Below are 12,745 nucleotides of genomic sequence, written 5' to 3'. Positions count from 1 at the left end.
TTCCCGCTGCGCGGGCCCGGCGCGGGGCAATAGCGTCGGGCCCGTGAGGCGGGTTGGGAAAGTCGCGATCGGACGTTCGGCGGGCGCGTCGGCCTGCACCTTCGTGCTGGCGGGCGCGCTCGTCGTGGTCCTCCCCGGTGCGTTTTCGGTCAGCGCGGCACCGGCCGCTTCCGCGAACAGAGCCGCGCCGGCGTGCGGTGGCGTGGCCCCGAACCCGAGCCTCGAGCAGGCGACCGCACCCGGCGGCCCGCCGCAGGGGTACCTGTTCACCCCCGCCGCGCCCGTGCCGCGCAGCACGCCGCCGGACAAGGTGCCGAAGCTCGTCACCGACGGCGCGCACGCGTCGGACGGCAAGCTGAACGCGCAGATCCAGACGCCCGACGGCCGCGTCAGCTCCGCGAGCCAGACGGTGCCCGCGGCGCCCGGCGCGATTTTCACGCTCTCGGCGTACACCGGTTCCGTCGGCTCGGCCTTGGCCGAGCGCGGGAACGCGCAGTCGACCGGCCTGCGTTTCACGGATTCCGCGGGCCGGACGCTGCTGGAGAAGGCGCAGGACGTCACGCACGACGTGACCTCGGACGGCAAGCTCGCGCGCCAGGACTTCCCGGCGCAGACGGCGCCGGACAAGACCGCGAACGTGACCTTCTTCGCCACCACCAACCACAACTGGGTGCTGTGGGACTGCGTCGACCTGCAGGAAGCGGCGTACACGGTGAAGGAAGAGGTGCAGAACCCCGTGACCGGCGAGTGGGGTGCGTCCGCGACCATCCCCGCCGGCGAAACCGCGCACTACCGCACGACCGTGACGAACTCGGGCTCGGAAGCGCTGACCGGCGTGCTCGTGAAGGATTCGTGGTGCACGGGCCTGCCGGGCGCGTTCGACCTGGCGCACGGAGCGTCGCGGCAGCTGCCGTGCGACCACCCGAACCTGGCCGAGAACGACACGGGCCACGTCAACAAGGTCACGGTCACCGGCGTCAAGGCGCCGAGTGGCCCGGTCACCGACCAGACGGCGACCGCGGCGATCACCGTGACTCCCCTGCCGCTGATCGACAAGGTCGGCGATCGTGCGTGGCGCGACGACAACCGCAACGGCCTGCAGGACGACGGCGAGCCGGGCGTTGCCGGCATCCCCGTGACGCTGAAGGACGGCTCGGGCAGCACCCTGGCGTCCACGAAAACGGGCGCCGACGGCACGAATGTCTTCGACAAGCGCAAGGACGGCACGTACCAGGTGTGCTTCGACGTTTCGCACTTGCCGGACGGGCTGACCGTCACGAAGACGGCGGCCGGCGACCCGGCCAAGGACTCGGACGCCGACGCCGGAACCGGCTGCACCCCGGCGTTCACCCTGGGCGGCGACCACCGCGAGAACCTCGATGAGGACCTCGGCCTCGCGCCGCCGCCCCCGCCGCCTCCGTCGCCGGCCCCGAGCTCGACGCCGAGTCCGACACCGCCGCCGCCCCCGCCGACCCCCTGAACGGCTCTGCCCGTTCCACCGTCTGCCCGAGTGGGAGACTGGCAGCGGAGAAGTCGGGGAGAGGGGCCATGACCACTGCTGCACCTGCCACCACCACCGGCGGGGCGCCCGCGAAGCCGTGGTTCAGACACCCCACCAGCTGGCTCATCGCCGCCACGCTGATCGTCTACGCGTACCTGGCGTGGCGGCGACGGTGGATGTCGGACGACGGGCTGCTGGTGCTGCGCACCGTCCGGCAGATCCTGGCCGGGCACGGGCCGGTGTTCAACGTCGGCGAGCGCGTCGAAGCCAGCACGAGCCCCCTGTGGACCTGGCTGCTGGCCGGGCTCGGCACGATCCCGGGGCCGGCGCTGGAGTGGTTGTCGGTGGTGACCGGGCTGGTGTGCTCGGTCGCGGGGCTGTTCTTCGCGATGGACGGCGCGCGCCGGCTCTACGCCGGCCCGGTCGTGCCGGCGGGCGCGCTGATCGTGTGCGCGCTGCCGCCGTTCCGCGACTTCGCGACGTCGGGCCTCGAAACGGGACTGGCGATGCTGTGGCTCGGGCTCACGTGGTGGCTGCTCGTGCGCGGCGGGGCGCCGAAGACGACGGCGTTCGTGATCGGGCTGGGGGTGCTGGTGCGCCCGGACCTGGCGTTGTTCAGCATCGTCGCGTTCGCCGCGCTGGTGCTGCTGCGGCGCCCGTCGCTGCGGACCGGGTTCGGCTGGCTCGGGGTCGGGCTCGCGTTGCCCGTCGCGTACCAGGTGTTCCGGATGGGCTACTACGGCCTGCTGGTGCCGAACACGGCGCTGGCCAAGGAAGCCGGCGACGCCAATTGGCCGCGCGGTTTCGCGTACCTGCTGGACCTGATCGACCCGTACTACCTGTGGCTGCCGCTGCCGTTGCTGGCGGTCGCCGCGTACCTGAGCCGGAAGTCGCGGATCCTCACGCTCGCGCCGGTGGCCGGCTCGGTGCTGCTGGCCGCGTACGTCGTGCGCGTCGGCGGGGACTTCATGCACGGCCGGATGCTGCTGCCGGCGTTGTTCGCGCTGCTGCTGCCGGTGATGGCGCTGCCGTTGACGCGCCGGACCTGCGCGCTGCTGGCGGGGGTCGCCGTGTGGTCGGTGGCCGCGGCGGGGTGGCTGCGCGTGCCGTACGCGAACCTGCACTCGGCCGTCGGGGTCACCGACGAGCGCGCGTACTGGTCGTGGGCCACGGGCAACGCGCACCCCGTGCTGGCGGCGGATTTCATGGGCGAGCCGGTGATGCGCGCGGCCGTGGACGTCACCGACGCGACGCACTCGCCGGCCGTGCTCGTGTACAGCTACGGGGAGAAGCGCTGGTACGCGTTCCCGACGGACCGGCCGTACGTGACGCTCGCGGCCGACAGCATGGGCGCTATCAGCAACCTGGTGTCGCTCGACGTCCGCATCCACGACGGCTACGGACTGGCCAGCGACCTCGGCTCGCACTCCACGTCGATCCCCGGCGGGCGGCCGGGCCACTCGAAGTGGCTCACGGCCGCGTGGGACATCGCCGAAGCCGGCCGCGGCGACGTCGCGGTCGACGGGCAGGTCCACGTGTACACGCCGTCGGAGATCGAAGCGGCGCGGCAAGCGTTGCGCTGTCCGGGCGAGCAGGACGTGCTGACCTCGACGCGCGCCCCGCTGACGTTCGGTCGCTTCGTCGACAACTTCGCCGGTTCGGTGAGCCGCACGGGCATCCGCTTCGACCGCGACCCCCGAGCGGCCGCCGCCTGCTGACGCCTACGGTGGATCGCATGACCGATCTTCCGCTCGCCCTGGTCACCGGTGCCTCGCGCGGCATCGGCGCCGCCGTCGCCCACCAGCTCGCCCCGACCCACCGCCTCCTGCTGGGCGGGCGCGACGAGGCCGCGCTCGAGAAGGTGGCCGCCGAACTGCCGGGCGCCGAGCCGTGGCGGGTCGACCTGACGGACACCGCGTCGCTGGCCGAAGCCGCGGCGCGGATCGATCGCCTCGACGTGCTCGTCCACTCGGCGGGCGCGGCCGCGCTGAACCGCATCGCCGACGCGACCGCCGAAGACTGGCGCGTGAACTACGAGGTCAACGTCGTCGCCGTCGCCGAGCTGACGCGCCTGCTGCTGCCCGCGCTGCGCGCCGCCCGCGGCCACGTCGTCGTGATCAACTCCGGGTCGGGCCGCACGGCCCGCGCGGGCTGGGCGCCGTACGCCGCGTCGAAGTTCGCCGTCCGCGCTTTCGCCGACGCCCTTCGCGAAGAGGAGCCGGACCTGCGCGTCACCACCGTCTACCCGGGCCGGACCGACACGGACATGCAGCGCTCCGTCATCGAGCACGAGGGCGGCGAGTACGACCCGAGCCGGTTCCTGCGCGCGGATTCCGTCGCCACCGCTGTGCTGACGGCCGTGTCGGCGAGCCCGGAGGCCCACGTCACGGAGCTGATCCTGCGGCCGCGGTGACTCAGGCCCGCAGCCGCGCCGCCGTGTCGGCGGCCGCGGCCTGCACCTTGGCCCGGTCCACCCGCGTCGGCTCGGCGTCCGCGACGACCTGCTCGCCCGCGACCCACACGTCGCGGACGCGGCGGGAACCCGCGGCCCACACGAGGTTCGACAGCAGCTGCTCGTCCGGCACGTCCACGCCCGCCGCGAAGGCGGGGTCGTCGAGGTCGACGTGGACGAGGTCGGCCCAGCGGCCCGGTTCGAGGGCGCCCAGGTCCGGGCGGCCGAGGGCGTCGGCGCCGCCGCGGGTTGCCATCAGCAGCACGTCGGCGGCGGTGAGGACCGTGGAATCGTTGGTGGCCAGGCGGGCGAGCATGGCCGTGAGCTGCAGCTCTTCCCACAGGTCGAGGTCGTCGTTGGACGCGGGGCCGTCGGTGCCGAGGCCGACGGCGACGCCGGCGTCGCGCAGGTCTTTGATGCGGGCGATGCCGGAAGCCAGCTTGGCGTTGGACCCCGGGCAGTGGGCCACGCCGACGCCGCGCGCGGCGAACAGGGTGATGTCCTCGTCGGACAGGTGGATGGAGTGCGCGGCGAGCGTCCGCCCGGCGAACACCCCCAGCGAGTCCAGCAACCGGGGCACCGAGCCGTACTTCGCTCGCTGGGCGACGTCTTCGTTCGCTGCCTCCGCGACGTGGATCTGCACCAGCGCGCCGCGCGCGGCGGCCGACTCGGCGGTGGCGCGCACCCCGTCCGGGTTCAGCATGTAGGCGGAATGCGGGCCGTAACCCAGCTCGATGCGGTCGCCCGGGCCGAAGCGCAGGCCGTCGGCGTCGATCCAGCGGTCGATCGCTGCCAGGGACGTTTGCCACTTCATCCCCGGCAGCTCGATCACCGGCGGCGCCACGAGCGCGCGCCCGCCCGTCGTCAGCACGGCGTCCACGACCTGCTCGCCCTCGAAGTACATCTCGGCGCTGGTCGTGACGCCGTGACGCAGCATCTCGACCGAACCCAGCAGCATCCCCGCCCGGACGTCGTCCGGGCGCAGCTTCGCCTCGGTCGGCCAGATGATCTCGCGCAGCCAGCGCAACAGCGGCAGGTCGCCACCCATGCCGCGCAGCAGCGTCATCGGGCTGTGCGCGTGGGTGTTCACCAGGCCGGGCAGCAGGATCCCGCCGAGTCTGCTCACCTCACCGGTGAACTCCGGTGCCTCCGCAGCCTGGCCCACGAACGCGATCCGCCCGCTGTCGTCGACGTCCACGACGGCGTCGCGCAGCAGCGAACAGGCGGGATCGGCGGGCAGGACCACGGGTGCGTGGAAGCGGTGTGACATGCCGAGATATTACGGGCGTCGCGGACCCGCGCGCTCACGGCGTCTTCTTGATCAGCTTCCCGTCGGCGCCGACGACGAACCACAAGTCGTCCACGCCCTGGCCGTCGATGTCGCCCGGCCTCTGGTCGCCGACGAAGTAGTACAGCGGCCACTTCCCGTACTTCGCCTGTTCGACACCCGGCGTCCGCTCAGTGGCCGTCAGCAGTTTCTGATCCGCGCCGTCGGCGGCCTTGAAATCCTTGCCGCCGGTGAGCGCCGGCCACGTTTCCAGGCACCCCTCCTTGCAGGTGCTGATGCCCGAACTGTCATCCGCGAAGGCATAAAGGGTCCTTCCCGCGGAATCCGTGAGAATGGGGCCGAGGCTGGATTGCCCGACCACCACATCCCCGGCCGGAGCGGGCGCCGAGCCCGCTGGTGCGTAAGCAGAACCGCTGGTCGTGGCCGTGCTGCACGCGGCGAGGGTGCCGAGCAGGGCGGCACCGGCCAGGACGATCGAGACACGCATGACGAACTCCTCCACCGATCACGTCGAATTCGCGACGACACACGGCAGCGGCGGCGAAACGGTTCAGGTGAATTTTCCGCTGAACCACTTCGAGCCGGCTTGCGTGTCCGACTGCGAATCCGTCGTGAAAGGACGAAACCCATGCGAGCACGAATCGCGATCGCGGCAGCGCTGACCGCCGGCCTCGGCCTCCTCGGCGCCGCCACGGCCACCGCGAGCCCGATGAGCACCGACCCGACCGCGCCGACGACGCCGACGACGCCGGACATGCCCGGCATGAGCATGGACATGCCCGGCATGAACATGCCGAGCACGGGCACGCAGGCGAAAGCCAAACCCCCGGCCAGTCTCTCGGCCGCGATGCAGCGGTCGCAGCAGAAGCCGATCTTCCTGCAGGCCAAGCTCACCGGTGCCAACGAGGTGCCCGTGGCCGGCAAGCCCGCCGTCGGCGACCCGAAGGGCAGCGCCACCGGCATCGTCGAGGTGCAGGGCAACAAGGTCACCTACGCGTTTTCGTGGAAGGGCATCAGCGCCCCCACGCTCGGCCACATCCACGAAGGCGTCGCCGGCGTGAACGGCGACGTGAAGGTGCCGCTGTTCGGCACGCCGATGCCCGACACCGTCAACGCCGCCGCCGGCACCGCGACGATCACCGACCAGGCCACCGCCGACGGCCTGCGCAAGAACCCGGCGGGCTTCTACCTCAACCTGCACACCAAGGAGTTCCCCGGCGGCGCCGTCCGCGGCCAGCTCAGCCCGCTGCGTGCCACGCCGGACATGCTGAAGCTGCTGCAGATCGGCGGCCTGCACGCGCTGATGTCCGGGTTCCAGGAGGTCAAGGCCGCCCCGGGCGAGCCGAAGGCCGGTGACCCGAAGGCCAACGCCGTCGCGTTCGTCCGCCCGAGTGGCACGCAGGTGTCGTTCTCCTTCGCGTGGTTCGGCTTCCAGCCCACCCTCGCGCACATCCACAAGGGCACGTTCGGCAAGAACGGCCCGGTCGTCGTGCCCCTGATCGGCACCACCGTGCCCGAGGGCGTGTTCGCCGTGTCCGGTACCGCGACCGGCCTCGACCGGGCGCTGGTGAGCGACATCGCCCGCCACCCGCTGTCGTACTACGCGAACCTGCACGACGCTGCCTTCCCCGGTGGCGCCGCGCGGGGCCAGCTGTTCTGATCCCCGCTCACCGACAAGGGGCCGGCACACCACGTGCCGGCCCCTTGTCGTTGTGAAGAATGTCGTCTGCGGACTTCAGTCCACGACCCCGCTGCGCCACGCCCACGCGGCGATCTCCACGCGGTTGCGCGCGCCGACCTTGCCCTGCACCGAAGCCAGGTGGGTCTTCACCGTCGAGAGCGACAGGTACAGCTCCTTCCCGATCTCCGTGTTCGTCAGGCCGCGAGCGGCGGCCTTCACCACGTCGAGCTCACGCGCGGTGAGCGGTTCGGCCGGGGGCGGCACGTTGCGCTTGTGCCCGTTGGAGCCGTCGAAGTGCTTGAGCAGCCGCACGGTGATCTGCGGCGAGACGAGCGCGTCGCCGCGGTCGGCGGCGCGGATGGCCTCGATCAGCAGCGCCGGGCCCGCGTCCTTGAGCAGGAAGCCGCTGGCGCCGTTGCGCAGCGCGGTGTGCACGTACTCGTCGAGGTCGAACGTCGTGACCACCACGACCTTCAACGGGTCGGTGACCTCCGGGCCCGCCAGCTGCCGCGTGACCTCGAGCCCGTCGAGGCCGGGCATGCGGATGTCGAGCAGGCAGACGTCCGGGCGCAGCTCCCGCGCCTTGGTGACCGCCGAAACGCCGTCCGCGACGTCGGCCACCACCTCGATGTCGTCCTGCGCGTCCAGGATCATGCGGAACCCCATCCGCACCATCTCCTGGTCGTCCGCGATCAGTACCCGGATCACTCGTCATCCCCGTTCGCCTCGAGTGGCAGCCACGCTTCCACGCGCCAGCCGCCGTCGGGCCCGCGCCCGGCCTTGAGCCGTCCGTGCAGCAGGGCGACGCGCTCGCGCATGCCGACCAGACCGTAGCCGCCCGACCCACCGGCCGGTCGGTGAGCCCGTTCCTGGCCGTTGTCGCGCACTTCCAGGTGCAGTTCGTTGCGGATGACCTCCGCGTGGACCAGCGCTTCCGTCGCGTCGGCGGCGTGCTTGCCGACGTTGGTGAGCGACTCCTGCACGAGCCGCAGCGCCGAGCGGCCGACCTCGTGCGGCAGGTTCGGCGGCAGGTTGAGCACCAGCGTCGTCTCGATGTTGTGGTTGGCGCCCTCGACGAGCTTGCGCAGGTCGGCGTCCAGGTCGGTGGTCGCCTGCTCGCTCAGCTCGCTGGCGCCGGCGGGCGCGTCGCCACGCATGCTGCGCACGAGCCGGCGCATCGCCGCGAGCGCCTCCGTGCCGGCGTCTTCGATGCGGCCCATCGCCTCGAGCGCGAGCTGCGGGTTCTTCTCGCCCATCATCCGCGCGGCCTGCGCCTGCACGACGATGCCGGTGACGTGGTGCGCGACGACGTCGTGCAGCTCCCGCGCGAGCGCCATCCGCTCGGTGGTCTGCGCGTCGGTGACCGCCGCCTTCATCACCTGCGTGCGCTCGGAGTCGCGCGAGCGGAGGAAGAGCCCGACGGCCACGGAGATGCCGAGCACCAGACCGGCGGCCACCACGAGCGAGCCGAGCTCCTGCGGGTCGGTCATCAACCGGTAGGGCCCGGGGTGCGTGTTCAGGAAGGCGCCGATGGCCACCGGGATCGCCAGCACCGCGATGCGGGGCCACGCCTTCGCGAGCGGCACCGCGCGCACGAGGTTCACCACCACACCGATCCCGGCGACTATCTGCGTCGGCGAGGTCCCGGCCACGAGCGGGTAGTCGTAGCCGAGGTGCAGGAAGGGCGTCACCAGCGACGACAACAGCAGCAACCCGGCCACGCCGAGGATCGCGTCGCCCGGCCGCCGCGGCGAGAGCACGGCGATCACGGCTGCGCCGATGGAGCAGAAGAGCACCGGGAATCCGCGCGTGCCGCTGTCGTAGCTGTAGCCGAACTCGAACAGCAGCGCGATCGCGAGCGCGCCGATCAGCGGCCACTGCCCCATCGCCAGCGCGTTGACCCGCCGCAGGCGCCGCATCCGCTTCTCGCGCGGCCCGGTCCGCGTGCGGCCCGACACCCCGATCACCACGGCCGCCACGAGCAGGAAGCTGCCGAACAGCAATACGGACAGGATCGTCGAGTCCGAGATGTCGCCGTAGTAGGTGTAGCGCCCGAACACCGCGATCAGCGCACCGACCACGAGCGACGAGATCGCCGCGAACGCCACGCCCGGGCGCGCCCGGCGGGCGACGTAGTAGACCATTTCGACGCCGGCCACGACGTCCGTGATCGCCAGGTTCGCGAGCACGCTCGAATACGCCGGCGTGTGCAGGTAGCGCTGGAAGATCGTGAAGAGCACGAGCGCGAACGCCGCGACCATCGCCGCCACCACGGCTCGCCGGCGCGCCCAGATCGCGCACCCGACCATGGCGAGGATGCCGGGCAGCAGCTCGAAATCGACGAACCGCGGGCCGAAGTTGTCGAGCGCCGCGTCGGTCACGAACACGAGGTCGAACAACAGCGCCGCGAGCAGCACCACCACGGGCATGCCGAGGCGGCGCACGAGTTCGGCCGTGCGCGCGGAGAAGGACTGGACAGGTGGGGCTTCGGGCACAACCGAACGGTAGAGGATCCACGCCCGCGCGCACCTTGGCCAGGTGGTTCGAGCCGCATCGGCCGATCGGCCGATGCCGGTGCTCGGCGGACTGGCCGTCTGCCCGAAGTGGACACCCGCGCCGTTGGGCGAAGGTAGTTGCCAACGCAGTCAGACGAGCTACGACCAGGGGAGAGACTCCCGGATGAGCAATCCACAGTGGACTACCGGCCCGGTGCTTTCGGGGCGGGGGTTGGTGAAGCGGTACGGCGGGCAGTACGCGCTGGCCGGCATCGACATCGACATCCAGCCGCGGGACGCGGTGGCCATCGTGGGCCCGTCCGGATCGGGCAAGACGTCGCTGCTGCACGTGCTGGCCGGCATCCTGCGCGCAGACGGCGGCGAGATCCACCTCATGGGACAGCGCATCGACAACCTGAACGAGAAGCGGCGCAGCGAACTGCGGCGCACGGAGTTCGGATTCGTCTTCCAGTCCGGGATGCTCGTGTCTGAGCTGACGGCCGAGGAGAACGTGGCGCTGCCGTCGCTGCTGGCGGGCAAGACCCGCCGCGAGTCGATCGCCGCCGGCCGCGAGTGGCTCGCGCGCCTCGGCCTCGGCGGCAAGGAAGCCCGCCGTCCGGGTGAGCTCTCCGGCGGTGAGGCGCAGCGCGTGGCCATCGCGCGGGCGCTCACCCACCGGCCGAAGGTGATCTTCGCCGACGAGCCCACCGGCGCCCTCGACACCCGCACCGGCCGCGAGACCATGCAGGCCCTGCTCGGCGCGGCCCACGAATCCGGCGCCGCCGTGATCGTCGTGACCCACGACCGCGAGCTCGCCGAGTCCATGCCCAAGACCGTCGCCATCCGAGACGGCCTCATCGCCACGAGGCTCGCCGCATGAACTCGCTCCAGCTCGCCTTGCGCGTGCTCCGCGTCGACCGGCGGACCCGCACCTCGGCGATCCTCACCGCGGTCGGCGTCGCGGTCGCGACCGGGCTCGTGCTGCTGCTCGCGTCGCTGCCCTTCGCGACGCAGGTGCGCGAGCAGCGCGCCCTCTGGCAGGACGCCTACAACTACGACAGCCAGGGCACGCCCGCGCTGGCCGTGACCAACTCCAAGGACTACTTCGACGGCCAGGAGATCATCCGCGTCGACGTGGCCGCCACGGGCAACTCGGCCGGGATCAAGCTCCCGGCGGGCATCCCGAAGCTGCCCGGACCGGGCGAGGCGATCGTGTCGCCCGCGCTCGGCCGGCTGCTGAACAACGCGCCGGCCAACCAGCTCGGCGACCGCTTCGGCAAGCCCGTCGCGGCTCTCGGCGACCAGGCGCTGCGGTACCCGGAGCAGCTCGTCGCGTTCGTCGGCCACAGCCCGCAGGAGCTCACGGGCACCACGGCCCAGCGCTCGATGGGCAACGACGCCATGCCCGCGGTGGGTTTCCCGACGCAGCAGGCGAAGGCCGATCCGCTGCTCACCCTGCTCGCGTGGGTCGGCATCATCGTGCTGCTCGTGCCGAGCCTGGTGCTCGTCGCGTCCTCGGCGCGGCTGACCGCGGCCCGGCGCGAACGCCGGCTCGCCGCGATCCGCCTGGCCGGCGCGACACCGGGACAGGTGACGTCGATGGTGGCCGGGGAGACGATCCTCTCGGCCGGTGTCGGGGCCCTGCTCGGCCTGGCGCTCAGCCCGGCGCTGCACGGCCTGGCGACCTTCGTCCCGTGGGCCGGCGGCACGTGGCTGGCCTCGGACTTCGCGCTGCCGACCGCGCTGACGGTCTTCATCGTCATCGCGATCCCGGCACTGGTCGTGCTGGCCGGCGTGCTCGGGTTGCGCCGGGTGCTGCGCAATCCGCTGTTCGCCACCGGCGGCCACACCAAGAAACCGCTGCGCTGGTGGCGCCTGCTGGCCCTGCCGGTCGCGGGCCTGTTCTTCCTCTACGCCGTGGCGACCTCGGGTGACGCCGGCGGTCCGGAGTCGGTGCTCATCGGCCTGTTCCTGGTGATCGCCTCGGCGGTCCTGGTCGGGCCGTGGGTGACCTCGGCGGTCGGCGGCACGTTCGTGCGGTCCTGGCGACGGCCGTCCGCGCTGCTGGCCGGGCGCCGGCTGCGCGACGACCCGAAGGGCGCCTACCGCGCCACGGCGGGCATCGTGCTCGCGGTCTTCACCGGTTCGATGGCGCTGACGCTGCTGCCCTCGTTCGAATCGCTCGCCGGCGGCGGGCGGACCTACTCCGACGCGGTGCTCTACGCGGACACCAGCCCCGACAAGGCTCCGGAGGTCGTGGACCGGGCGAACGCCGCGCTGGCCCGCTACGGCCAGCAGGAGCGCGCGATCTCCGTCGGCGAGGTCTACCTCGTGCAGGGTTCCGGCGACCAGCGGTCCTACCAGCGCGCGCTGGTCATGTCGTGCACCGACGCGGCCCGGCTCACGCGGCTCGGGATCACCGCGGCCGACTGCAAGCCCGGTGCCGGCCTGTACGCGCCGTACGAGCTGAACCCGGCCGAGTACCACGTTGTCGGCGACCCGCAACCGAACGACCCGGGCAAGCCGCTCGGCGCCGTGCCGGTGGGGACGTTCACGATGGGGCACGACGTCAGCAGTTCGTACCTGCTCGACCCCTCGGCGCTGCCGGCCGGGGTGCAGGTGGGCGCGGCGACGGTGATCGCGCCGACGACACCGCAGAACCGCGAGATCGTCCGCACGGCGCTGGCCTCGGCCGCGGCGGGCGCGGAGATCGGCAGCCGCGAGCAGTACCTGTACAACCAGCAGACGCAGCTGGCGGACCTGCGCCGGGTGACCGTGATCGGGCTCGTGGCCGCGGGAATCCTCGCCGGCTGCAGCGCGGCGGTCGCCACGGCGGGCTCGATCATGGACCGGCGCAAGACGTTCGGCGCCCTGATCGCGGCCGGGACGCCGGTGAAGGTGCTGGCCAGGGCCCTGCGGATGGAGACGGCGCTGCCCGCGCTGGTCGCGACGATCGGGGCCGGCGTGATCGGGGTCCTCGTCGGGATCGGGCTGTTCAGCACGGCGGACGAAGGCAGCGTCGCGTTCAGCCCGTGGATTTTCGCCCCGGTGGTGCTCGGCATCGGGGTGGCGCTGCTCGGGGCCTCGGTCTGCACGCCCGCCCTGCGGCGCGTGCAGTCGGAACCGCTGGCCGACGAGTAGCGGGGCGCGAGCCCGCCCCTTCATCGGGGGAGGGACGGGTTTCACACGGGGGTGTGAAAAAGGGAAGAGGGGCCGGGGGGGGGGGGGGGGGCGGGCCCCCCCCCCCCCCCCCCGCCCCCCCCCAAAAAAAATTAAAATATAAAAACCATGAAGAGAAAAAAGATTGTGGGGGGGGCGCCCGACCACC

At 72.1% G+C, this 12,745-nt stretch carries 10 protein-coding genes; 6 read left to right on the top strand and 4 right to left on the bottom strand.

Annotated elements, in window-relative coordinates; genetic code table 11:
• Positions 1 to 43 precede the first annotated feature (43 nt).
• The 3 genes from ACIA77_RS10700 to ACIA77_RS10690 all read left to right on the top strand — a co-directional run bounded on the left by ACIA77_RS10700 (position 44) and on the right by ACIA77_RS10690 (position 3,914).
• Positions 44 to 1,480 (top strand): SdrD B-like domain-containing protein, encoded by a 1,437-nt coding sequence (locus ACIA77_RS10700; RefSeq protein ID WP_395885558.1) that lies wholly within the window; start codon positions 44 to 46, stop codon positions 1,478 to 1,480.
• Between the two features lie 68 nt (positions 1,481 to 1,548).
• Complete coding sequence (locus tag ACIA77_RS10695; protein WP_395885557.1) at positions 1,549 to 3,219, top strand: hypothetical protein; 1,671 nt, start codon at positions 1,549 to 1,551, stop codon at positions 3,217 to 3,219.
• Between the two features lie 17 nt (positions 3,220 to 3,236).
• Positions 3,237 to 3,914, top strand: coding sequence for an SDR family oxidoreductase (locus ACIA77_RS10690; protein WP_395885556.1), 678 nt, complete (start codon positions 3,237 to 3,239; stop codon positions 3,912 to 3,914).
• A gap of 1 nt (position 3,915) precedes the next feature.
• Here ACIA77_RS10690 and ACIA77_RS10685 read toward each other — a convergent pair whose 3' ends face one another.
• Together ACIA77_RS10685 and ACIA77_RS10680 are read right to left on the bottom strand one after the other, a co-directional pair.
• Positions 3,916 to 5,223 carry an amidohydrolase family protein gene (locus ACIA77_RS10685; RefSeq protein ID WP_395885555.1) on the bottom strand — a complete coding sequence of 436 codons (1,308 nt, stop codon included), beginning with the start codon at positions 5,221 to 5,223 and terminating at the stop codon, positions 3,916 to 3,918.
• A gap of 34 nt (positions 5,224 to 5,257) precedes the next feature.
• On the bottom strand, positions 5,258 to 5,728 hold the full coding sequence (locus ACIA77_RS10680) for a hypothetical protein (protein ID WP_395885554.1): 471 nt from the start codon (positions 5,726 to 5,728) through the stop codon (positions 5,258 to 5,260).
• A gap of 141 nt (positions 5,729 to 5,869) precedes the next feature.
• Between ACIA77_RS10680 and ACIA77_RS10675 the strand changes: the two genes are divergently transcribed.
• Positions 5,870 to 6,901, top strand: coding sequence for a CHRD domain-containing protein (locus ACIA77_RS10675; RefSeq protein ID WP_395885553.1), 1,032 nt, complete (start codon positions 5,870 to 5,872; stop codon positions 6,899 to 6,901).
• Between the two features lie 75 nt (positions 6,902 to 6,976).
• Here ACIA77_RS10675 and ACIA77_RS10670 read toward each other — a convergent pair whose 3' ends face one another.
• Together ACIA77_RS10670 and ACIA77_RS10665 are read right to left on the bottom strand one after the other, a co-directional pair.
• Positions 6,977 to 7,630, bottom strand: a complete 654-nt coding sequence (locus tag ACIA77_RS10670; RefSeq protein WP_395885552.1) for a response regulator — start codon at positions 7,628 to 7,630, stop codon at positions 6,977 to 6,979.
• The gene (locus ACIA77_RS10665) at positions 7,627 to 9,417 is read right to left on the bottom strand and encodes a sensor histidine kinase (protein WP_395885551.1); all 1,791 of its coding nucleotides are present in this window, start codon (positions 9,415 to 9,417) and stop codon (positions 7,627 to 7,629) included. Before ACIA77_RS10665 ends, ACIA77_RS10670 begins: the two co-directional genes overlap by 4 nt.
• Before the next feature lie 184 nt (positions 9,418 to 9,601).
• Between ACIA77_RS10665 and ACIA77_RS10660 the strand changes: the two genes are divergently transcribed.
• Positions 9,602 to 10,297, top strand: coding sequence for an ABC transporter ATP-binding protein (locus tag ACIA77_RS10660; RefSeq protein ID WP_395885550.1), 696 nt, complete (start codon positions 9,602 to 9,604; stop codon positions 10,295 to 10,297).
• Positions 10,294 to 12,558 (top strand): FtsX-like permease family protein, encoded by a 2,265-nt coding sequence (locus ACIA77_RS10655; protein WP_395885549.1) that lies wholly within the window; start codon positions 10,294 to 10,296, stop codon positions 12,556 to 12,558. The genes ACIA77_RS10660 and ACIA77_RS10655 overlap by 4 nt, the downstream gene beginning before the upstream one ends.
• Positions 12,559 to 12,745 lie beyond the last annotated feature (187 nt).

The sequence above is a fragment of the Amycolatopsis sp. NPDC051903 genome (assembly GCF_044452505.1).
Classification (GTDB): Bacteria; Actinomycetota; Actinomycetes; order Mycobacteriales; family Pseudonocardiaceae; genus Amycolatopsis.
This window is presented reverse-complemented; position numbering and strand designations above follow the sequence as displayed.

Bases quoted from the DNA above. Each gene is read 5' to 3' on its own strand.
- ACIA77_RS10675 (WP_395885553.1), top strand. From the start codon at position 5,870: ATGCGAGCACGAATCGCGATCGCGGCAGCGCTGACCGCCGGCCTCGGC.
- ACIA77_RS10685 (WP_395885555.1), bottom strand. From the start codon at position 5,223: ATGTCACACCGCTTCCACGCACCCGTGGTCCTGCCCGCCGATCCCGCC.
- ACIA77_RS10660 (WP_395885550.1), top strand. From the start codon at position 9,602: ATGAGCAATCCACAGTGGACTACCGGCCCGGTGCTTTCGGGGCGGGGG.
- ACIA77_RS10690 (WP_395885556.1), top strand. From the start codon at position 3,237: ATGACCGATCTTCCGCTCGCCCTGGTCACCGGTGCCTCGCGCGGCATC.
- ACIA77_RS10695 (WP_395885557.1), top strand. From the start codon at position 1,549: ATGACCACTGCTGCACCTGCCACCACCACCGGCGGGGCGCCCGCGAAG.
- ACIA77_RS10680 (WP_395885554.1), bottom strand. From the start codon at position 5,728: ATGCGTGTCTCGATCGTCCTGGCCGGTGCCGCCCTGCTCGGCACCCTC.
- ACIA77_RS10655 (WP_395885549.1), top strand. From the start codon at position 10,294: ATGAACTCGCTCCAGCTCGCCTTGCGCGTGCTCCGCGTCGACCGGCGG.